The sequence below is a fragment of the Chryseobacterium tructae genome, assembly GCF_030409875.1.
GTDB lineage: Bacteria > Bacteroidota > Bacteroidia > Flavobacteriales > Weeksellaceae > Chryseobacterium > Chryseobacterium tructae.
Genome location: NZ_JAUFQR010000001.1, coordinates 767,201 through 789,457 on the forward strand (window position 1 = coordinate 767,201; position 22,257 = coordinate 789,457).

Genomic DNA, 22,257 nt, shown 5'->3' on the forward strand with positions numbered 1-22,257 from the left:
AAAAATAATTCGTAAAAATAATTAAAAAATGTTAATGACAACAAGCCAACTATTATTAACAGAAAATTAATCTAAATATTGTGAAGTCCTTAAAAATAAATGTAATTTAGCCACCGAAATTATAAATAATTAAAATTTTAAATCATGAAAAAACTTTATTCTTTAATTGCTGTAGCAGTTCTTGCAGTTTCGATGTCAGCACAAGGATCAGAATCATTTACCAATTTAAATGCTGCAACTGGTACTTATACAGCTGGTACTTTTGTAGGGGACAATGCTGTTACATGGACCTATAATGGAGCGAGAAAAGTTACAACTGGCGATAATGTTACAGGAACATCTATTGGTTTTGACTCTAGTAATACTAGAAATGTAAAAGCAAATTCTGGAGCAGGAGGAGTTGGAACTGTTACATATACAGTTAGATCTTATTTTACCGGAGGTACAGCTGCTAACAGAGTTATTCAGGTGTATGTTAATGGAACAATGTATGATTCATATGCATTAGATGCGATGGGTACTAATTATACAAGAACTTTAACGGCAAATGTTTCCGGAGATGTTTCTATAGAATTTAGATCTACAGGAACAAGACAAATTGTTATAGACGATATATCTTGGACTACAGCAGGAAGTTTAGGAACAGCAGAAGTGAAAGGTAAAACAAATAATTTTATTAAAAATACATCTGTAGATAATGAAATTTATTTTGGAACAAAAGCTGATATTAAGATCTTCAATGTAAATGGGCAAGTAGTTAAAACAGGTTCAGTTTCTGAAAATGGATCTTTAAATATTGCAAGTCTACAAAAAGGGATTTATTTTGTAACAGGAATTATCAATGGTAAAGCCGTTTCTGAGAAGATTATTAAAAAGTAATTTTAAATAATTGTTAAATATACGCCGCTGCTTTATTTGAAGTAGCGGTTTTTTTGTATTTTTACTTCATAAATTTTAAAAAAAATCATTTTATGAAAAAGATCTTTACTGTTTTAGCAGCAACAGCTGCATTTACGTTTTCAAATGCTCAGAATTTGATAACAAATGGTGGATTTGAAACTTGGACTGATCCTTCTGTGAAGCCAGATGGTTGGTTCAGTATGGGTGGAGGAACTAAAGAAACTGCAATCGTACACAGTGGAAGTAACTCAATTAAAGTTTCTCCGGTTTCTGCGACAGCAAATGGGAATATAGATTTTGTTGATGTTCCTGCTTCTGCGAATACAGATTATACTGTTTCTTACTGGGTTCTTGATAATGATGCAAATGCAAGAGCGAGACATTGGATTCAATTTAGAAGCGCTAGTGCGAATATTGCTCCAGGATCCGGAAACCCTTTCCAACCTGCAACTTATACTAGTGATAGCCCAAGCTGGACGAATGTTACTGCTACAGCTACAACGCCTGCAGGAACAACTTTATTAAGACTTAGTTTAAGAGTTTATGCTCAAAACAATGTTACTACAGGAGCTATCTATTTTGATGATGTTATGTTGTATCCAACAGGGTCTTTAGGATCAAAGGAAGTAGAGCTTGTTAAAAATAGTATTAAGATTTCTAATACGCTTGTTAAGAATTCTTTTGACCTTTACTTAAATGGAAATGCTGAAGTGAAAATTGTTTCTGCTACCGGACAATTATTTGAAACTAAGAAAGTACAGAACTTTGCTACTTTTGATGCTTCAAAATTACCTGTAGGAGTTAATTTTGTTCAGATTAATCAAAACGGAAATATTATTGTTAAGAAAATTCTAAAACAATAATTATTAGTAATAATATAAGCCGGCCATTTCGAAGAAATGGCCGGCTTTTTTATGCTTATTTATTCATGCTTTGCTAGTTTGAATGATTACATGTTTATAATGGATTTTTTTGTATATTTCCTAATTATATGGTATTGTTTTTGATGTTTTTACCATAACTTTATTCCTAAAACTATTTTAATGAAAAAAATCTTTACTATTGTCAGTTTAGTTTTGATGACTGCTTTTACAGATGCCCAAATTGTGATCAATGAGATCTATGGTGGAAATGCAAATTCAGGAGCTGTTTTCAAAAATAATTATATTGTCCTGAAAAATATAGGAACCACTCTGGTTTCTTTAACAGGCGCAAGTATACAATATGCACCGGCAATAGGGGCTTTTACAGAATATCATACACTTCCAGATTTTACTTTGGGTCCAGAAGAGACTTACCTGATTCAGGAAGCAACAGTAGATGGGGGAGTGGAAGTACTGCCCACCCCAAACTTCATAGCAACGACTGTTACTAATTTTGATGGTACTCCCAATAAATCTGTCGGAATAAGGATTTCAGGGACATCTGGCAAAGTAGCGCTGGCCGGAAGTATCGTACAGGTGATAAGTCCGGCTTCTTCTAATGTATTGGATTTTGTAGGGTATGGTGCCAATGCAGATCAATTTAAAGGCGATGGCCCGGCTCCTTCTCCTACTGCATCTACAGCAATCAGAAGAACTTTAGATAATAGCAGCAATAATATGGCTGATTTTTCGGCTGAAGGAATAGCAAAAGCAGGTTTTGTTCAAAATCCTTTTGTTAAAGACGGAAAGGTAGTTTTTGGAATGGTGATCAAAGATGTAAAGGTATATGATACCTTCAGACAGGTAGTGAAACAAGCGCCTACCAAATTTGCTCAGAATATAGATATTACGGAACTTCCCAAAGGAACCTATTTTGTAACCGGCACGGTTAATAATGCTCCGGTTTCACAAAAAATTATAAAAGATTAGTTTTTCAATATTTTTTGATAAGGAACAGTTTATATATAAGCTGTTCCTTTATTTTTAATACCATCCTCGTCTTGCTGCATTGATGATGGAACCAAGATTGAGAACCAGTGTATATCTGATGCGTTTTGCGTAATCTTTGAACCCAGGTTCAAATCCCAATGAAGACTGTACCGGAAAATAGACTTCAAGAAAATCCGGGATAATTCTTACCTTAATTCCACTGTCCCAAATAAATTTTGCAGAAAGATCCTTGTTTTTATACATTCCTGCATCTGCATATACATGAAAAATTTTCCATATGCTGGAATCCACATTCACGGAAGTAATCCATTGATTAACTGTTCCGGGAAGAAATGATTTAAATCCTCCGTCAGCCAGAATAAACTGTTGTGAAAGGAGACCACTGCTGGCACTTTCTCCTAAAAGGTTATAAGAGAAGGTGTAGTTGGACACTCTTGAAATTCCATAGTTGAACAAGTCATTACGGGTATCGTTTCTAAGAAAGTATCCTGCAAATAAACGAACACTTAGTTTTTGCTTGGGGGCAAATTCCCATCTGTAAAAACCTTCGGCAGTAACTTTATTAAAATCTTCCATGCCTTGTGCACTTAGGCTGAAACTTTTTTCATGAATCATCTGGCTATCGCTGTAGCTATACCCCAATCCCCAAAGATTGTATTTTTTATAATCATCGTTGGCGATCATAACAGGACTAAGATCTCTTTCAAAATAGTTATAGGAAATACCAAGACTTCGGCTAACTGTACTTCTAGGGTTCTTTCTAAAGTTAAGGGTTGAAAATATAGATCCTTTTGTGTAAGCTAATCCATAATCGTAATGGAAATAAGATCCTGATACTCCAAATGTAATACTTCTGAACATACTTTCAGCTGGAAGAAAAGAGTAGGAAACTCCCCCTGAACCGGTCAGTTTTCCTGTTCCAGTACTGTATGTTGGGGTAAATGAATATAAGAATTTCTGATCAAAAAAAGATTGATTTTTGAAATTAGCACCTAGCAAAAATTTATCATAAGTGTTGTTAAAGCGCACTCTTGGGCTTATATAGATTTCATTATATTCAGGATTGGGAATGTCTTTTATAAGTTTAAGCTTAATCTTTTTTGTATTTGAAAATAATCCTTTAGCATACAGAAAATTATCCCGATAACTAGCCTCAGGGAAAATATAGTCATTATTTAAAGTTATTTTATAAATATTGTCTGAGGTAGGAAGAGAAACCGTTTTAATTTTCTGGTTTTCTTCAGTATCTATCCAATAAGATCTCTTCTCTCCATCCCTCGTTTCTGTTTCCAATTTTACAGGAATAGAAGCGTCTGTATTTTTAGCGATTTTAATTTCTAAAGAATCTTTTTCCTTATTAATATGTTTCAGCTTAAAGTTAACCCTGTTTTTTTGGTTTAAAAAGTTAGCTAAATAAGTGGTAGATTTTTCTTTTTCTGCGAGCTGCTTCAAGAATTCATTGGGATTAATTTTACTTCCCGAATTTTTTGAAAGATATGTTTCTAAAAGATCATCAAAAGCCTTCTCACCCATTTTATCAGCAGAATAATTGAAGAGACTTCCTGTTTCAAAACTACTGATAGCCATATCATTAAAATTACTTAAAGTGGTAAAATCTTCACCAATTTTCTGATCCAGATTCTGAAGCATGATATACTGGTATGCAAGCCCATAGCGATCTAATAGTTTTACTTTAGAGGCATGAAATAGTTTCAAAGGCTTAAGTCCAAATAACTTGGTTTCTGGAAGTGCCCCTAAAAGTTTGGTGTCTTTGTAGAACTTCTTCAGATATTGAATTTCAAGGTAAGATTTTAGACCATTTTTAAACCAATGATCTTTTTGTTTATCTGCAATGATCTTTTCGTCTAAGGCTTTTTTAGCAATGATCCCAAAATAATCAAGATCTGTTTTTTCAGCATCTGTAAATAATTGGAATTTGAATTTCCAGAATGTAATATCATTGTTCCCAAAGAAGTCTTCCTTTGCTCTGAATTTATCAGAAATAAAGATGCTTTTTGGAAGAGATCCAATTTTTTCTTTAATGAATTTTAAATGAAGAGGTAAGTAGAACTCCAGATTTTGTTTCTCTTCTGGTTTAAGGTTATATCCAAACTTTACTTCAATATCAGTACCTTCAATATTGGCTTTTATGATCGGATACGTGTTGGTAGAAACCGAAAATTCAGGATCTGAATCTAAATATCCTTGAAAGGAATTCATTTGAACCTGTGGAAGATTACTTTCAATGAAGTTATTCACAGGAATGTCAAAATTTACAGTCCAGAAAGTGTTGAAACTTACAGGCTCTTCAATGTCGTGGTATTTTCTTTCAGAAATATTGTCCGGATCAAATTGATCCGGAACAATAAAGAAATATTTTAAAGCAGTATTCTGACCGGATGTTCCGTATTCCGTAAACTTTTTATCAGGAAGCTGCATACGGTAATGGAGCTGAAAAGTGATACTTTCACCTGGTTTTAAAGCTTCTTTCAGAGGAATAAAAAGATTTTCATCTGAAATGGTATTGACTGGTATTTCCTGATTTTCGGAATTCTTAATATGTAGTTCAAGAAGTTTTCCCAGTTCATTATTCTTTGCAAAATGCAAATCATTGTTTCTGTCTTCCAGTTTTCGGTAGACTAGAGATGTTCTTCGTTTGTTATAAGCGGAAACCCAATTCAGAAGTTTTATCGTCTGTAGGTCTTTATCGGAATGATTGTAATAAACAATCTCCTGATTCACCTCAAGGGTTTTCATGTCAGGAGAGAGTTTTGCTCCAATGTATATACTGTCTTTCTGTGCAGAAATCTGTACAATTCCACAAAACAAAATAAGGCAAATGCTGATCTTTTTCAAATATCCGTGATAAAGTCTCAAATATAGCTTATTTTGTATATACTTTATAGGATTTTATCCTTGAATTGCTTTTTTTTGCAAAGAATTAATATAGGCATTCCAACCTTCATTTTTATAGGTAATAGCTGCTGTTTCAGGATCTTCAGATTTATAAATTCCTCTTCCTACAATGATGAAATCTGTGTGTAATGTTTTAAAAACATGTTCCGGAGTATTGTATTGCTGTCCTTTTCCATCTCCTGAGTCTGCAAGGTTTACTCCTGGAGTGAATAACAACAGCTCTTCAGGAATTTTATTTTGAGAAACACCACCAATTACATTAGGGTGAGATACTGCTACTTTTAAAGCCTCTTCACGGTAGCTGGCAGAGGTTAATGTTCCTTTAGAAGACATTCCAACGATCGCTACTACTCCTACATTTTTGAAACAATCTAAAGATTCAAAACCACCAATAACTTGGGAGGTCACAAAATCAGCCCAATCTGTGATTTTGAAAACTCCGCTTGTAAACTGTAATTCCTGAGTATTTCCAATATCTGCAAATTTTCTATCTTCCATCAATAAGAATTGATGTTTTGTCGCAATCTCTTTTAAAGGAGTGATCGTTTTTTCATATTCAAAATCAGAAATAATATCAATATGCGTTTTTAAAGCAATAATATGTGGGCCAACTTTTTGTGCAAAATCCAATAGCTCCTGAGTGGTTGTAACATCTGCGGAAGCAATCAGGTTGGATTTTTTTGCCAAAGCTATTTCCAATATTTTTTTTGAAACAGAATGTTGAGCGGTGCTCAATTTTTGCTCATAAGAAGCTCTGGTTTCTTCTTCAAACTGGATATGGTTACCTTGTAGGAAATCTTGAATTCTCTTCACTTCTTCATCAGATAATTCGCCAGTTTCCTGAAGAACTCCACATACTTCTGAAATATTGAAAAGAGTATGTACTCTATACCCCTTGCTTTCCAACAACTGTTTTCCACCTTGCTCTCTGTCTAGTACTACTACAATGTCAGAAACTTTAAGATCTTCCTGTTCTATTTCCGGAATAGTTTCTAGTAAAGATTTTCCTGATGTGATCACGTCTTCTACCAACAGACAGTTTTGCCCTTTCTGGTAAATTCCTTCAATCAGTTTTTTAGTACCATAACTTTTTGCTTCTTTTCTTTTAATGATTAATGGAATATAACTTTCCAATGACATCGCTGTAGCCATAGGAAGAGCAGCATAAGGAACTCCACATATTAAATCAAAATTATCCAATGGAAGCATCTCCAATAAATAATTAGCCAGATTTTTTAAGATTTTAGGATCTGAAGCCAAAGGTCTTAAGTCTACATAAAAAGGGCTTTCGATACCACTTTTTAGAGTAAACCTCCCAAATTTAATGATGCCTAGCTTATAGCACTCCAAAAAGAATTCTTTTTTACTTTCCATTATTTTTTATTAGATATTGCAAATTTAAGGATTTGAAATAAGGCTTAAAAATTTATCGCCCATTTGATCAATAAAAAACCATTCTAGAGTCTCCAGAATGGTTTTAAAATATAAATAAACTATTATTTTACGATTTCGGCATCAATGACTTGAGTACCGCTATATTTTTGTTCAGCTTCCCAAAGTAAAAATTTGTCAACCTCTCTAATGAGTTTTGGAATGGTAAGTGACAATACTGCCAGATCATCCATTACTCCAAGTACCGGGATGGCAAATTCAGGAAGAAGGTCAATAGGAGAGATGACATATAAAATTCCTAATAGAGGAAGAATAATGTCTATAGATCTCATAGGATAAGTTCCCTTTCTCCACATTTTAACCATTCTGAAAATATCAGGGATCTTTTTTACAAAGCCCTTGTGATTGATAGCTTCTTTTGCAAGATTTAATTTTGAATATTTCATTTTGTGTTTGGATTTACATCATTTTTCAATATTATAAATTTCACAAATCCCATACCAACAAATTATAAAATTTAGTTAAAAATTTATTTGATGATATTATCAATAAATTGGTGCACAGTCTCTGAGTCCCAGTCTTTTGTAGCATCCTCTTTAATTAGGATTCTGCCGGTCTTATCAAGAAGGAAAGTAGTAGGGAAAACTTTAGGAAGAATCTTTTCAGATATCGGGCTTTGAGCAATATATACCGGTACCGTATAATTATTTTCCTTTAAAAATTTTATAACATCTTCTTCTTTATCATTCATAGCAATAAGTACAAAATCTACATTGCCTTTTCTGGAATCATATAACTTCTGAATAGATGGCCATTCTTTTCTGCATGGTGGGCACCACGTTCCCCAAAAGTTCAAGAAAACAGCTTTGTTTCTAAAGTTTTTAAGGTTGGTGCTCGGTGCATTGATTCCTTTAAGATCTACGTCATAATCATCTTCATTGATGTGTACTGCATTTTCAATAGTAGCGATTGGAAAGAACTGGTTTTTTAAAAAATCCTTTACACCCGGTACAAATGCAACGACTCCAATAATGACAATTAATACAATAAAAATAATTCCTTTTTTCATATCCTGTTTTTTTATAACAGATCTAAAATTTCCTGAACAGCATCCTTACCTCTGTTTTTGGCATAATAGATTTGCAGATCATTATAGAAAGTATCTTTAGGATAGCCTTCCGGATCAGCTTTATACTTCATGAGTAATTCATAACCATATTTTGGACGAGGTCCCCATGAGTTTTTTACATTAAAGTCTTTATCAAGAATCAATACTTTAGGGATAGACTCTGTACTGTTGGTTAAAAACTGGTTGATCAGACTTTTATCATTGTCTCTTAGAAAAACTCTGATTTCATTATGACCTTCAAAGAATTTAAAAAGTGCCGGAACTGTTGCACTGGCATCTCCACACCAAGCCTCAGAAATAATTAAAATTTTTCCGTCAAAATTTTTAGACGCTAATTCTTTTCTTTGGTTTTCATCCGGGACATATTTTTTTATAGTTCTGTCCATTCTCTGAAGCCCAAGCTCGTAGTATTGTTTATATTCGATTTCCTGTTGGTTGGCAGGATGATCTAACCTTTGTTGTGCAATGTTAAGGTATTCTTCAAAAGAAATTCCTTGATCCCAGTAATTTTTCATTACCAAAAATATTTAGATTAAAAATTATTGATGTTTCTTGTTTTATTGATCAAAAATAAGTCTGCCAGAACAAATGCTGCAAGACCTTCCACTACAGGAACTGCTCTTGGTACTACACAAGGATCGTGACGTCCTTTTCCTTCTACAATGACAGGATTTCCTTCTTTATCAATACTATCCTGAGGTCTCAGAATCGTAGCAACAGGTTTGAATGCTACACGGAAATAGATATCCATTCCGTTGGAAATTCCTCCCTGAATTCCTCCCGAAAGATTAGATTTTGTAGTGAAATCTGTATTAAACTGATCATTATGTTCTTTCCCAGTCATTTTAGCCCCACAGAATCCACTGCCATATTCGAATCCTTTGCAGGCATTGATATTGAGCATTGCTTTTGCTAATTCTGCTTGAAGTTTTGAAAATATGGGTTCACCAATTCCTACAGGAACATTTTTGATAACGCAAGTAATGGTTCCTCCAATGGTATTTCCTTCTTTTTTAATTTCCTTAATTCGGGCAATCATTTTTTCTGCTGTCTCAGCATCGGGACAACGTACATCATTGCTTTCCGTTTGAGAAAAATCAAGAGCCTGGTAAGGTTTTTCACAGAAAATATCCCCTACCGACGAAACATAAGCATTGATTTCAATTTCCGGTAAAAGCTGCTTGGCAAAAGCACCCGCTACTACCCAGTTCATTGTTTCTCTAGCAGAAGATTTTCCACCGCCACGATAATCTCTTAAACCAAATTTTTGGTCATATGTAAAATCAGCATGACTAGGACGATAGGCCTGAGCAATATGGTCATAATCCTTTGATTTCTGATTTTCGTTTTCAATGATAAAACCGATGGGCGTACCTGTCGTTTTTCCATCAAAGATTCCGGAAAGAAACTTTACTGTGTCGCTTTCTTTTCTTTGAGTAACAATAGCAGACTGGCCGGGTTTTCTTCGGTTCAGTTCATATTGAACCTTATCGAGATCTACCGTTAAACCTGCCGGAAAATTATTGATGATACCGCCGTAAGCCACTCCGTGACTTTCTCCAAATGTTGTAAGACTAAGAAGATTACCTAATGTGTTGAACATAATACAAAATTACCTTTTTTTCTCCAAATAATAAAGTTTAAACATTTGTTCTATTGATGAATGTTTTCGATAATATTGATTACGGCATTCGCTTCCTTTATCTCTTCGTAAGTCATTCTTTTCCAGATAAATCCTTTGCCTATGTTGTTTTTGTCAATAAGCTGCGGGAAGATTTTGGCTTTTGTATCATCAAAAATAAAACTCGTGGAGATGGCAGGAAGAGGGGTTTCAAAGTTATAGGGATAATTTTTGGAGACATTAAATTTTAAATTTCCCACTTTAAAACTATCAAATTGTTGATAGTGATATACGGACGGCTGATAAAGCTGCTGCTTTTTAAAACCTACCATAAAATTTCCCAATTGAAAGCTTGGAACAAATTGTTGAATAAGATTTGGGAAAGATAACAAGGAAATAAAAAATAAGCTGAGTAGTGAAAAAACAACCATAGATTTCCTTTTGTTCCAATATTCATGAAACAAAACAAAAAATATGACGAAAAATACATCTATGAAAAATCTGTATTGAGCTGAAAAAGCCAGTACAAGTATGCTTTTTATCAACAAAGAAATACAGATGAAAGTGATGAGTCTATTTTTCTTTACCCAAGCAAATACTGAAAAAAGGAATAAGCTTATGATGAAAAAAATATTGATTTTTGATTTGATCCCCTTCAGAAAGAACCAGTTTTTTATATGATCCCATGTGGAAAACTTTTGAATTTCTTCAAATGAATATTGCATGTCGTAAGTTTTTAGGATAGCATATTGGGATGAAGTTTTCAATACTTCAGGGCTCGGTTTCCAGCTGAATCCAAAATCTCCAATAGATATGGGAAATACAGGATACCCAAATGTCCAGATGTTTTTAATAAAGAATAAAAACAAAATGGCTCCTCCGAAAAGCAGGTTTTTAAAGTTCCGTTTAGAAATAAAGATATTGTTCAGAAATACCAATATAGGCAGCCAGATCATAGTAGGCTTTATAGCAAAAACAAATATTGAGAAGGCAAAAAGAAGGCTGGTGTTTTTATTTCCGGAAATTATTTCATTTAAAATAAGTAAAGAAAAGATAATGACAGGAAGATCTGGGCTTGGTGATTGTGAAAAAAAGAATAAAATGGGAAGAAAACATAGTTGAACCCAGCTTTTTCTTTCTATACTATAAATGGCATAGATGACCAATAAAATAGAATTGATTCTCAGAAATGGATCAGAAAAATTTGAAAAACCCGCCTGGAAAATATGCCATACCGACATTTGCCCCAAAGTAAGATCCAGATTGGAAATTCCTTTGATCAGTCCATATTCTGTAAGCCATTTAATGGTGGGGATGTAATACCCGAAATGATCTAATATATAAGGATAGTAAGCACCAGCAAATAATATAATACCTGAGATGAATGTCATTAATAAGGCATCATTTTTTGAGAATTTATAAAATTCCAGGTATAATTTTTCTTTAAAAAAATAGAATAGGCCTAATAAAATACTGGGAGCTTCTACATATATATTGAGTGGAATAAAAAAAGATAGGATAGTCCATACCAGACTTATTCCCATGATTCCCAAAACTAATTTTCCGGAAATTCCGTGAAATAATATTCCTGAAAATTTTTCCATGATTTTCCCAAGTCCTGATAAGACGGGAAGAAGGAAAATAGTGGAAAACAGAATCAGTATCATAAAAAAAGATTGCCTAAAAATAAGCAATCTTTATATGTTATGGTAAAAAAAATTATCTTCTTGGTTGCACTCTTCCGTCTTTTCTATCCTGTGATCTACCGATGGTATATCCGGTAGCTCCACCTACAACGCCTCCGATTACAGCTCCAAGACCTCTGTTTTTCTTAGCAACAATTGCTCCTACAGCGGCACCACCTACAGTACCAATGATAGTACCTTTGGCTGCTTTACTCATTCCTTTTTTCTTGGTTGTTCCTTGTGAAGCACTGCTTCCATTATCTGCATATCCGCCATTGCTTCCCCCTCCCGAGTTAGAATTGGAGCTTCTGTCACGATATATTGTTCTTGTTTCTCTGATTACTTTTGGTTTTGAATTATTTTCAGCAGTAGCTTTTGCTTTTTTAGTTTCAGAGATGCTATCTGCTTTTTTTTGAGCTTCATATACCAGCTTTTCTTTTTCAATAGCCAATTTTTGGCGTTCTATATCAAGCTGTCTTGACTGGAATTCCAATTTTTGTTCCTCCAGTGATTTCTCAGCAGTTCTGTCATCTTTCTTGCAGGCCGTTAGTAAGAAAACGGATAAAAAACCTGTTAATACTATCTTTTTCATAACTCAAATTTTAATAAGCTTAAACCTAAACGGCTTTAATTTTAGTTTTATTTTCAATTATGAAGCCAAAATTCAGTTAAAGAATGTTAAAGTTGATATTGGAGGGATTAAGATACTTCTAAATCGTGACGGAAGAAATATGTAAAATATAGTTAATCCTTAGTTTTTGTTGAATTAATTTATGATGCCTATTTTTGAGAATCTAAATGACTTTTAATATGAAAAAATCAATTTTTACAGTGGCAGCTGTAGTAGGATTGCTGGCTGCTACCACTTCGTTTTCTTCCACTGATGTAGTGGAAAACCCATCTAAATCTTGTACTGAAGTATCTGCTCAAGATGCAAAAACAGCAACATATCCTGTTCGCTATGGACTTATAGCTAAAGATGGAACAAAAATGCTTTCAGGTTCAGGGTTTGACTTGGGCGGTTTTGTTGCAAAAAATACGGTTACAGGTGAGATCTATTTCAGTGATCAATATCACAATCGTGCTCTTCCGCAGTATTCTGAGGAGGATTTGCCTGCAGGAACTTATGAGTTTTCAGGTCTTCAAGGACAAGGACGTTGGGTAGGTTATGGAACAGTAATTGCTACAGTATCTGATGAAAATCTAGATGAGGATGGATATATTACGATATATATTCCAATCACATGGGAAGTATAATTTTGTGAGAGAAAAAATAATTATCTAAATTTACAAATCCTCGAATGAGGATTTTTTAATCAATATACAATAATTCGTAACTGTTGAGTATATCATATCTTCTTAGAGGAAGAGTATAGAAACAGTTTGCATAATATTCTGTTTGGATTTTTCTGAATAGATTTTTTTCATCATTTGTGTTTTTTAGGCCTCCTGAATGGGGGCCTTTTGTTTTTGCTGCCCTTTTATAATTGTGTACATATACTTTTAAGAATTGAGATGACATTTTTGAGTGAACATTTTCTATTTCATATATCCTTATGATAAAAGTTCCTCATTTCGGGGAACTTTTTATTGTATAGAAGAGAGAAGGAAAGGAGTAATATGTTTTTATGATTCTGCTCATAAAATAGATGAAAAGGAAGATTTATTTTTGGATTGAAATTAAAAGATTAATATTTATTTCTGATATAAAATTTTTTTTCATCATTTGTGTTTTTTGAGGCCTCCATTAGGAGGCTTTTTGATGCTGAAGTTTTATCCAAAGGGGATTTCTTTATTCATCAAAAATTATTTTGCCGTCAAAAGGGTGATCCCAGACCACAAATATGCTTTCATTGAGTCTTCGGACGGGAGCCTGTACTATTTCATATTCACCTTTTTCATTGAGTCTTTGTACAATAAGGTTGATGCCTTCCCCTATTTCATTTACTTTAAATTCAATCTGATATTGCTTTTCATTATTTTGAACAAAATCTGTTTTTTTAAATTTTTTTTGTGACATGATATTAAATTTAGATGTTATGTTAAATAGCAGAATAAATTATGCCAATTTGTGATTTTTGCTGTCTTCTTTGTCTTCATGTTGTATTTTGAAGAATTTCTCTTCTTTGCTAATTTTTTATTTTAAAGTTTTTTTAAATTATTAAATTGTTAAGTATTGTAATGTTTGAATATATATGTATGGTGTTTAGTGGAGTTATTATTTGTATATATTTAAAGTTCAATATGTTTTGCATGTTAATTTTTTAATTTAATTTTCTCTGTTTATGAAGAAAATTTTAATTTTTTTTCAAAAAAAGTAATTCTTGGCACGATTTTTCAATATACCAATGCAACTCATGTTTAATTTGAGTTTTCATGGTTATTAGTTTTTATCCTCGGAATTTCCGAGGATTTTTTGTTTGTATTAATTCTACTTATAAAAGATAGTGCTTATGTTCATTTATCTTTAAGGGAATAATCTTGTTTTATTTGATGATTTTGGATGGTTGACATATGGAATTTAATGGTTAATAATATTTTTCAATATTTCCATTTTTTCCAGCAATGCAATATTCTCTTTTTCCAATTGAGAGATATAGACATGAATATTCTCTCCAGAAATTTCGTTAGAAGCATAAGTAGGATAATCTGCTTCATAAATTTCTTCTAAAGGAACGTTCAGAAACAAAGCTATTTTTTCCCATTCACTTTTGGTAATTTTTATATAACCGTTTTCTTTTCTGCTGTAATTAGATACTTCTGTGGGAATGATGTCTGCTACTTGTTGCTGAGAATAGCCTTTTTGTTTTCTAATAGTATGTAGTTTTACTTTTTTCATGGGTTAGGCTTTATGCAAATGTGTAGAAAAAAAGAGTATATCGCTTATGGATTTCCGTAAAGAAGTGGAATGTGTTTATTGAAGATCATGTGCAAAACTTAAGAATACTTGTATGGATGAATTTAAAATGAGTACAAAGTTCTAGAAGCTTAAATGATATGAATCTTTAAAACAATTGAATAGCTTTTGTTTTGCAAGAAAGATTGCAATATTCAAACCATTAAATTAAGAAAAATGAAGAGGGTAAGATAAGTGAAATAGAATTGATTTTTTCTCAATTTATGAATAATCATCTTGCTGATAATACATAAAAAAACCTCTAAAATAAATTAGAGGTTTTTTAAGAGGTACCTAGCGGATTCGAACCGCTGTAGATGGTGTTGCAGACCACTGCCTAGCCGCTCGGCCAAAGTACCATGTCTTACCATTTTTGAGGTGTGCAAATATAGCTAAATTTCTATACAAACCAAAGTTTTTGTGCAATTTCTTTCTTATTTAAACTGTCAATTTAGCTTTTAGTCTGTTTTTCAGGCTTATAATTTTAGCGTGTATTATTCTTTTTTTTCTCAAACTATTAAGACCTCGCTGAGTCTGAAAAAATAATAGACATAAATCAGACTGCAGTGGGTAAGATTTTATCGTTTTAGAATCCGTTGACAAGAAGTTTCAGAGTAGCATTCGTATCAATAACAGCAGTGATTCCCGTACTATTGAGAAGTATTTTACTTGGCTTAAGGTTAAATACCTTTCCACTCATCTTTAATCCTTTATAATACTCTTTGTTGAAAGCGTCTTCGATACTTTTTCTTGATGTTTCTTCTAATTCCTGAGTGGGAATTCCATATTCTTCTTCAATCATTTTCACGATCTTTCCCTGGAATAAGAGAGAAGCCGTTTTTTGAAGAATATTCATTGTTTTCAGTTTGAACTTAGTATCCGATAAAACAATTTTTCTTTTGGTTTCATCGTATACCGGAATTCCTGAGATAACAGCCGTTCCTTTGATATAACCATCTGTCTGAGCTTCGATAACAATTCTGTTATCTACTCCATACACTCTGATATCTGTTACTTTTACTTTAGAATCTCGGATGTCAAATTCTTTATTTAAAAAAGTTTTTCTAGCCATATTGCTGGCTTCTGTAAAAGGGATATTGGCGGTAGTCTGCAATACAAATTTATCTGCAACAGTAGGAGAGAAGTTAAAGTTGCTTGCAGAAGTTACAGTAGGAGAGGAAGCGGGCTTATTTCCAGTAAATGTTTCTGAGAAAATATCGATTCCAAGGGTTGCATTGATCTGATTTCCATAAAATTTTAATGGTGTAATATTAACGCCTACAGGGCTTACTTTCAACCAGGTGTTATATTCTTCAGAAATGTTGATAGGCTGGGTAAATGTATTCCATGCCATAACCGCATATTGTTGGAAATTCAATTGGGTTGCCATTTGTTGATCTATCGTTTTGCAGAATTTTTCTTGTTGTTCTTTTAAACTTTTTTCAACGATAGGAGTGATCGGGATTTGAATTCTGCCATAGTCCAATACAGGTTTTGTTACCCATCGAAATCCATTGGGTTGTGTATTGGTGATAATTGTCCAGTTATTTTTAAAAGTAACGGTTGTATTAAAAGACATTACTGTTTCAAAAGTGGTATTCTGATAGGAGTAAACCCCTAAGGTTCCAATTCCTTTTTCTGCCCAGATCTTTAAAGGTACTTCAATCAAAAGATTTTGGCTTGTGCCTCCAACTAAGCGGATGGGTCTGGTTTTCCAAACTTTTACTTTAAACTGATCATTATTATTATCTGTATAGGAATCATCTTGGTAAATGAGATCTTTTACAGAAGCATTTACCATATTGCTAAGCTCTGAAAGCGGGATCGTCACCGGCATGGTAATGCTGGATTTAATTTTCGGAAAGTTATAAGTGGCTAATTGATTATCAACATTTGCCTGACCGAAAGCATTGATAAATGCTACTAAAAATAATATTTTAACGAATTTCAATTTTGTATTTTTTTAATGAAATAAAAATAAGAATTTTAATTTTCAGGTTTGAAGCTTTTTTCCAATTCAATGCTTGCTCCTTTCATTTCGCCTTGCATAGGAGGTGCTGTTTTGGTAAGTTTAAGCTTGATATAATCGATTTGTGGAAAACGATCATGTATTTTTGAGATAATTCTTCCTGCAACATGTTCCAGTAGTTTGGATTTTATTTTCATTTCCTGATGAATAATATCATTGATATCTGCATAGCTTATGGTATCATTCAAATCATCGGATTCTGCTGCCTTCCACAAATCGGTATGAAGTTCTGCATTCAAAATATAATAGGTGCCAATAATATTTTCTTCAGGTAAAACCCCGTGGTAGGCATATATTTTTACATCTTCAAGATATATCTTACTCATTGCTTAATTTTTATCAAGCAAAAATCGTCTTAATTCTTCAAAATCTGAATTTATTTCCACAGTTTTTTTCTCCTTTTTCATCAAAAGATCCAGGGATTGGGGAATTTCAATTTTTGTTTTGATCGCATTTTCTACGGCATCAGGAAATTTTACGGGATGTGCTGTCCCCAGAATGAAACCCTTTTTACCTGGATTTTCTTTAAGGTATTGTTCAAGAGAGGCAAAGGCTACAGCACTATGCGGATCGAGAATATAATGGTATTGGTTATAATTTCCGAAATAGTTTGCATTGTTTTTTCATCATCAATAGAATACCCTGATATTTTATTCTTTAAAAGATCAAATTCATTGTTGAAAAGTTCCATGATTCTGACAAAATTGCTTGGATCTCCTACATCCATAGCATTGGAAAGGGTTGCCATTGCTTTTTTAGGACTGAAATTTTTAGTTTTTAAATATTCAGGAATCACATTATTTGCATTGCAGGCAGCAATAAAATGCTCTGCTGGAAGACCACGAAGATGCGCTAAAATTCCTGCACAGATATTTCCGAAGTTTCCACTTGGAACACAGATGACAGGTGCTTTACTTTCTGTTTGCTGCCATTGTTTTAAAGCTAATAAATAATAGATCTGCTGCGGAAGCCATCTGGCAACATTAATGGAATTAGCCGAAGTTAGAAATAATTGCTCATTGGTTTCTTCATCGGAGAAAGCTTGTTTTACCAAACTTTGACAATCATCAAAGCTCCCGTTAACTTCCAATGCATAAATATTTTTTCCTAGTGCTGTAAGTTGTTTTTCCTGAACGGGACTTACTCTGTTTTTAGGATAAAGAATGACAACATCAATTCCCGGAAGATCATAAAATCCATGGGCAACCGCCCCGCCGGTATCTCCTGAAGTCGCTACTAAAACCGTGACTTTTTTCTGCTGGTCTTGTAAAAAATAAGACAAACAACGGCTCATAAAGCCTGCTCCGATATCTTTAAATGCGAGAGTAGGCCCGTGAAAGAGTTCCAGAACTGAAATATCATCATTAATTTTTCTCAAAGGAATTGCAAAATTGATGGTTTCCGAAACAATCTTTCTAAGGGTTTCAGAAGGAATTTTATCACTAACAAAGTCTTTCATACACTGATAAGCAATCTCCACATCAGAATATTGATGGAGATTTTGAATGAATTCTTTGTCAAAAAGAAGAAGACGTTCAGGGAAGAATAATCCTTTATCTTTTCCTTGCCCTTGTATGGCGGCAGTTTTGAAATCAACGATTTCCTCGTGGTCTTTTAAGTTATAATATCTCATTTGTTTTAATCTTGTTTGGGTTCTTCAATGATTTCAATTCCCACAGGATTTATTTTGGAAACATAGACGAAGTTATCTATGTTGATTTCGTCATACATAGATTTCATCAGATCAGCGATCTTTTCGGCCGTTTCTTTTTCTTCAGCCAACATAAAAATGGAAGGCCCTGATCCTGAAATTCCGCCTCCGAGAGCTCCAAGTTGAAGACTCTTTGATTTAACTTCATCAAATCTTGGAATTAAAATACTCCTTACTGGTTCTATAATGACATCGTTAAGGCTTCTTCCAATCAATGCAAAATCATTTTTCTGAATGCCGGCTATCAATCCTGCAATATTTCCCCATTGCTCCACAGCACTTTTTAAAGTTATATTTTTCTTTAGGATCTGCCTTGAATCAGAAGTTTTGACTTCCACTTGAGGATGCACAGCGGCAACAAATAAATCTGGTGCATTCAACGGGATGATATCAATAGGATGGGTAGATTTTACCAAAGTAATTCCACCATAAATGCATGGCGCAATATTATCTGCATGGCGAACTCCGGAAGCAAGCTCTTCTCCAAACATGGCAAATGCACCATTTCGTCTTTTGATAGAATATTTCCTAATAAAATATTGGCTCCAAGGGCGGCTCCGGCGGCGCTAGCCGCGCTGGAGCCAAGCCCGCTTCCAGGTTTTATATGTTTATGAATAATAACCTCAAAACCGTTTTTCAAGTTGAAATGCTCCTGAATTTTTAAAAGAACTACCCCTGCAACATTTTTGGCAGGTTCTTCTGGAAGACCAAAAAGATCTCTATGTTTAATGATGATTTCCGGAGTTTCCAGTAAACGGATTTCCATTTCATCATAAGGGTCATTGACAGCCATTCCCAGAATATCAAATCCACATACCAGATTGGCTACTGTGGCTGGAATTTTTAATTTTACTTTTTTCATATTTTTGTTTTTAAACTGAACGGATGATGTCTGCGAAGATCCCACTGGCTGTTACTTCTGCTCCTGCGCCAGCTCCTTTTATAACCAATGGCTGCTCAGAATATCTTAAGGTTTTAAAAATGACAATATTGTCTTTTCCATAGAGATGAAACAGGTCACTTCCCGGAGCTACATGCTGTAAGCCGACTTTGGCTTTTCCTTCTTTAAATTCTGCAGTATACTTTAGTATTTTTCCTTCTTTTTGTGCATTGTTAAATAATGATTTAAAATGACTTTCATATTCTGTAAGCTTTTCGTAGAAACGCTCTACACTTCCTTCCATACAGGCTTCAGGCAAAAAGCCAATGTTTTCAATTTCTTCAAACTGTAGAGGATATCCGGCTTCTCTGGCGAGAATTAAAATTTTTCGGGCTACATCTGTTCCGGAAAGGTCTAGTCTTGGATCCGGCTCTGTATAACCTTCCTTCTGAGCCTGGGCTACCACTTCAGAAAATGTTCTGCTTCCGTCATAAGTATTGAACACAAAATTTAATGTTCCACTAAGGACAGCCTCAATAGAAGTAATTTTATCACCACTTTTGATAAGGTCGTTGATTGTTCCTATTACTGGAAGTCCGGCTCCTACATTGGTTTCAAAGTGAAAGCTGCAGTTATGGTTTCTGGCAGTATTTTTTAATGAGGTATATTTTTCAAAATCTGATGAAGCTGCAATTTTATTACAAGCAACAATATTGATGTTTCTTTTCAATAGACTCTCATATACTTCCGGAATTTCTGAACTTGCAGTAATATCCACAAAAACAGAGTTTCTTAAATTACGGGCGATGATTTCTTTTGCAAATCTTGGGGCAGAAGCTTCGATACCAGATTCATTCCAGTTAATATATTCTTTTTCAGAAATTCCCCTATCAGCAAATATCATTTTACGACTGTTGGAGAGGCCGGCAATTCTTAGATTGATAAAATGATGGTCTCTCAAATATTGATTCTGATCATAGATCTGTTGGATAAGCTTAGTTCCTACATTTCCTGTTCCACAGATATAGAGATGGATCTGCTTGATTTCAGATTCGAAAAATTCTTCATGAAGAACATTTACGGCTTTTCTGGCATCTTTTTCGGCAATAACAACGCTAATGTTTCTTTCCGACGACCCTTGCGCAATAGTTCTGATGTTGATTCCATTATTGCCCAGACATCCAAACATTTTAGCACTTACGCCACTTCTGCTTTTCATATTTTCTCCTACTAATGCCACAATGGAAAGACCTGTTTCAATATTGATAGGAGCTACTCTTTTTAAATTGATATCATCTGCAAAAGACAAATTAATAGCGTTTTCAGCAGCTACTTTATCTTTTTCATGAATTGCTATGGTAATAGAATGTTCTGAAGATCCTTGTGTAATCAGAATCACATTTATTTTTTCCTGACTCAGGCATTGAAAGAGCTTTGCCGAAATTCCAGGAATTCCTATCATACCACTGCCTTCTAAAGTCAGAAGGGCAATAGTCCCCATATTTGAAATCCCTACAGCAACCTGTTGTTTTTCATGTTCTGCATTATTCAAGTGATGCGAAATCAATGTTCCTTGCGCTTCCGGATCGAAAGTGTTTTTAATTTTAAGGTTAATGTTTTTGACCATTACCGGCTGAATTGACGGTGGATAAATAACCTTTGCTCCAAAATGAGAAAGTTCCATAGCCTCGTGGTAAGAAATTTCAGCGATAGGTTTAGCATGGGAAGCCAGACGGGGATCTGCAGTCATCATTCCACTTACATCTGTCCATATCTGAAGTTCTTCAGCATGAATAGCGGCAGCAATGATCGCGGCGGTATAATCTGAGCCACCTCTGCCTAATGTTGTCGTACAGTTTTTTTCATCACTAGCTATGAACCAGGACCTATGATAACACGGTTTTGATGTTGATTAAAATAATTTTTAAAATTGCTTTCAGTACTATTGAAATTCACCTTTGCGTTGGTAAAATTGCTGTCTGTTTTGATGAGCTCGGCAGCATTCATCCATAAACAATCCAATCCCTGATACTGAAGTCGTGCCGCTATAATATTAGAAGACAAAAACTCTCCGTATGAGGCAATTTTATCTTTGATTCTTAAAGTAAGTTCGCCGAGAATAAAGATTCCGTTGTAGATATCTTCGAGATCATTGAAATGTTTTTTTACAAAACTGAGCTGGGAACTTTGTTCTAAAATGGGGATAAGTTCTTTGACAAGGTTCAGGTGTTTTTCTTCTGCATTTTTAAGAAGCTGCAGATAACCTTCGTTTTGAACGGATGCATATTCTGCTGCCTGAAGAAGGAGATCTGTTACCCCATGAAGGGCAGATACAACAACTACAATATTATCTTGTGAAGATTCCTTTTTAACAATGTTTTCCACCAGCAGGATATTTTGAGAATTGGCGACTGATGTTCCGCCGAATTTTAAGATTTTCATCTATTATTTTTTTAAGGTTAGGTAAAGTGAAAGGGTTACTCTTTAAAAAAAGAGTACAGGGTACCGAAAATAATATGTGAAAATTTACCCCTTTATGGGGTAGTCGTTGTAGTTGTGAACGTAGAAACAGAAGATACTCCTGAAATAGGTGATTTCAGGATAGAAATATCAGATATGTTTCTAGAAAAATTCATTGTAACGGAACAAATGTACAAATTATTTTGAGATAGACAACTTTTAAGATTATAAATTAATAAGTCCTTTTTTAGAGATATATTTTGTGTAATTGATTAAAAATCTTATATTTATGATATTAACTAAAATAAAAATCCTATGAAAAATTCAAAAAAAATTAAGAGAGAAAATTTGAAATTAATTAATGGAGGAGGACCTGGCGCTTGTTATGAAACTTGTCCTGTTGGTCCTTATGGACCGAATGATGTAAGATCATGTGAGAGCTTTAATAGCTTACCTGAATGTTGTAAAGGAAGGGTAATTGTAAGCAGCGAATGCTTTGGACCTTATTAATTTTTTTAATAGAATATAATTATTATATAACAGAATTTTCTACTTATCATCTTAAAATCAAACATTATGAAAACAATTAAAAAATTAACACGAGAGCAAAAGAAAAGTATCAGTGGTGGTGCAACACAAATTCAAATTGATGCTTGTGGTAGTGAGCAGCTTGTATGCTTTATGGGAGGAGGTAAATGGGGATGTTGGCTAAAGCCGGGAGGGAAATGTTATGCTCCAATGCTGTAACTTGAATCAGATTGCAA

18 protein-coding genes, 1 tRNA gene and 3 pseudogenes are annotated in these 22,257 nt (G+C 33.9%); 6 read left to right on the top strand and 16 right to left on the bottom strand.

Annotated elements, in window-relative coordinates; genetic code table 11:
- The first annotated feature begins 144 nt into the window (after positions 1-144).
- The 3 genes from QWZ06_RS03705 (at position 145) to QWZ06_RS03715 (ending at position 2,753) form a co-directional block, all read left to right on the top strand.
- On the top strand, positions 145-879 hold the full coding sequence (locus QWZ06_RS03705) for a T9SS type A sorting domain-containing protein (protein ID WP_290295762.1): 735 nt from the start codon (positions 145-147) through the stop codon (positions 877-879).
- Positions 880-971: 92 nt separating this feature from the next.
- On the top strand, positions 972-1,763 hold the full coding sequence (locus tag QWZ06_RS03710; RefSeq protein ID WP_290295763.1) for a carbohydrate binding domain-containing protein: 792 nt from the start codon (positions 972-974) through the stop codon (positions 1,761-1,763).
- A gap of 180 nt (positions 1,764-1,943) precedes the next feature.
- Positions 1,944-2,753 (top strand): T9SS type A sorting domain-containing protein, encoded by an 810-nt coding sequence (locus QWZ06_RS03715; RefSeq protein WP_290295764.1) that lies wholly within the window; start codon positions 1,944-1,946, stop codon positions 2,751-2,753.
- Between the two features lie 54 nt (positions 2,754-2,807).
- Here QWZ06_RS03715 and QWZ06_RS03720 read toward each other — a convergent pair whose 3' ends face one another.
- The 8 genes from QWZ06_RS03720 to QWZ06_RS03755 form a co-directional block, all read right to left on the bottom strand.
- Positions 2,808-5,651, bottom strand: a complete 2,844-nt coding sequence (locus tag QWZ06_RS03720) for a gluzincin family metallopeptidase (RefSeq protein WP_290295765.1) — start codon at positions 5,649-5,651, stop codon at positions 2,808-2,810.
- Between the two features lie 33 nt (positions 5,652-5,684).
- A complete protein-coding gene (gene pyrF / locus QWZ06_RS03725; RefSeq protein WP_290295766.1) occupies positions 5,685-7,064 on the bottom strand; it encodes an orotidine-5'-phosphate decarboxylase in 1,380 nt (459 codons plus the stop codon).
- A 122-nt stretch (positions 7,065-7,186) separates the two neighbouring features.
- Positions 7,187-7,528 carry a YkvA family protein gene (locus QWZ06_RS03730; RefSeq protein WP_290295767.1) on the bottom strand — a complete coding sequence of 114 codons (342 nt, stop codon included), beginning with the start codon at positions 7,526-7,528 and terminating at the stop codon, positions 7,187-7,189.
- An 83-nt stretch (positions 7,529-7,611) separates the two neighbouring features.
- Positions 7,612-8,151, bottom strand: a complete 540-nt coding sequence (locus tag QWZ06_RS03735; protein WP_290295768.1) for a TlpA family protein disulfide reductase — start codon at positions 8,149-8,151, stop codon at positions 7,612-7,614.
- A gap of 11 nt (positions 8,152-8,162) precedes the next feature.
- Complete coding sequence (locus QWZ06_RS03740) at positions 8,163-8,726, bottom strand: thioredoxin family protein (RefSeq protein ID WP_290295769.1); 564 nt, start codon at positions 8,724-8,726, stop codon at positions 8,163-8,165.
- 17 nt (positions 8,727-8,743) lie between these two features.
- Positions 8,744-9,814: a chorismate synthase gene (gene aroC / locus QWZ06_RS03745; protein ID WP_290295770.1), complete on the bottom strand. Its 1,071-nt coding sequence runs from the start codon at positions 9,812-9,814 to the stop codon at positions 8,744-8,746.
- 50 nt (positions 9,815-9,864) lie between these two features.
- Positions 9,865-11,499, bottom strand: coding sequence for an LIC_10190 family membrane protein (locus QWZ06_RS03750; protein WP_378169803.1), 1,635 nt, complete (start codon positions 11,497-11,499; stop codon positions 9,865-9,867).
- Positions 11,500-11,551: 52 nt separating this feature from the next.
- A complete protein-coding gene (locus QWZ06_RS03755; RefSeq protein WP_290295772.1) occupies positions 11,552-12,109 on the bottom strand; it encodes a glycine zipper family protein in 558 nt (185 codons plus the stop codon).
- Positions 12,110-12,327: 218 nt separating this feature from the next.
- Here QWZ06_RS03755 and QWZ06_RS03760 point away from each other — a divergent pair, with 218 nt between their 5' ends.
- Positions 12,328-12,774: a hypothetical protein gene (locus tag QWZ06_RS03760; protein ID WP_290295773.1), complete on the top strand. Its 447-nt coding sequence runs from the start codon at positions 12,328-12,330 to the stop codon at positions 12,772-12,774.
- A 535-nt stretch (positions 12,775-13,309) separates the two neighbouring features.
- On the opposite strand, the gene QWZ06_RS03765 is transcribed toward QWZ06_RS03760, so the two are convergent.
- The 8 genes and pseudogenes from QWZ06_RS03765 to thrA all read right to left on the bottom strand — a co-directional run bounded on the left by QWZ06_RS03765 (position 13,310) and on the right by thrA (position 21,475).
- Positions 13,310-13,537 carry a glutathione synthase gene (locus tag QWZ06_RS03765; protein WP_290295774.1) on the bottom strand — a complete coding sequence of 76 codons (228 nt, stop codon included), beginning with the start codon at positions 13,535-13,537 and terminating at the stop codon, positions 13,310-13,312.
- A 501-nt stretch (positions 13,538-14,038) separates the two neighbouring features.
- Positions 14,039-14,356: a helix-turn-helix domain-containing protein gene (locus tag QWZ06_RS03770; RefSeq protein WP_290295775.1), complete on the bottom strand. Its 318-nt coding sequence runs from the start codon at positions 14,354-14,356 to the stop codon at positions 14,039-14,041.
- A 345-nt stretch (positions 14,357-14,701) separates the two neighbouring features.
- Positions 14,702-14,772 (bottom strand) — tRNA-Cys (locus tag QWZ06_RS03775).
- Positions 14,773-14,999: 227 nt separating this feature from the next.
- Positions 15,000-16,364 (bottom strand): DUF4403 family protein, encoded by a 1,365-nt coding sequence (locus QWZ06_RS03780; RefSeq protein ID WP_290295776.1) that lies wholly within the window; start codon positions 16,362-16,364, stop codon positions 15,000-15,002.
- A 35-nt stretch (positions 16,365-16,399) separates the two neighbouring features.
- On the bottom strand, positions 16,400-16,768 hold the full coding sequence (gene folB / locus QWZ06_RS03785; protein ID WP_290295777.1) for a dihydroneopterin aldolase: 369 nt from the start codon (positions 16,766-16,768) through the stop codon (positions 16,400-16,402).
- Positions 16,769-16,771: 3 nt separating this feature from the next.
- Positions 16,772-18,075 (bottom strand): annotated as a pseudogene (gene thrC / locus QWZ06_RS03790) (threonine synthase).
- A 5-nt stretch (positions 18,076-18,080) separates the two neighbouring features.
- Positions 18,081-19,015: pseudogene (locus QWZ06_RS28115) on the bottom strand (homoserine kinase).
- A gap of 10 nt (positions 19,016-19,025) precedes the next feature.
- Positions 19,026-21,475, bottom strand: a pseudogene (gene thrA, locus QWZ06_RS03800) (bifunctional aspartate kinase/homoserine dehydrogenase I).
- A gap of 333 nt (positions 21,476-21,808) precedes the next feature.
- Here thrA and QWZ06_RS03805 point away from each other — a divergent pair.
- A complete protein-coding gene (locus QWZ06_RS03805) occupies positions 21,809-22,003 on the top strand; it encodes a hypothetical protein (protein ID WP_290295778.1) in 195 nt (64 codons plus the stop codon).
- 66 nt (positions 22,004-22,069) lie between these two features.
- Positions 22,070-22,240, top strand: coding sequence for a bacteriocin-like protein (locus QWZ06_RS03810; RefSeq protein ID WP_165852318.1), 171 nt, complete (start codon positions 22,070-22,072; stop codon positions 22,238-22,240).
- Positions 22,241-22,257 lie beyond the last annotated feature (17 nt).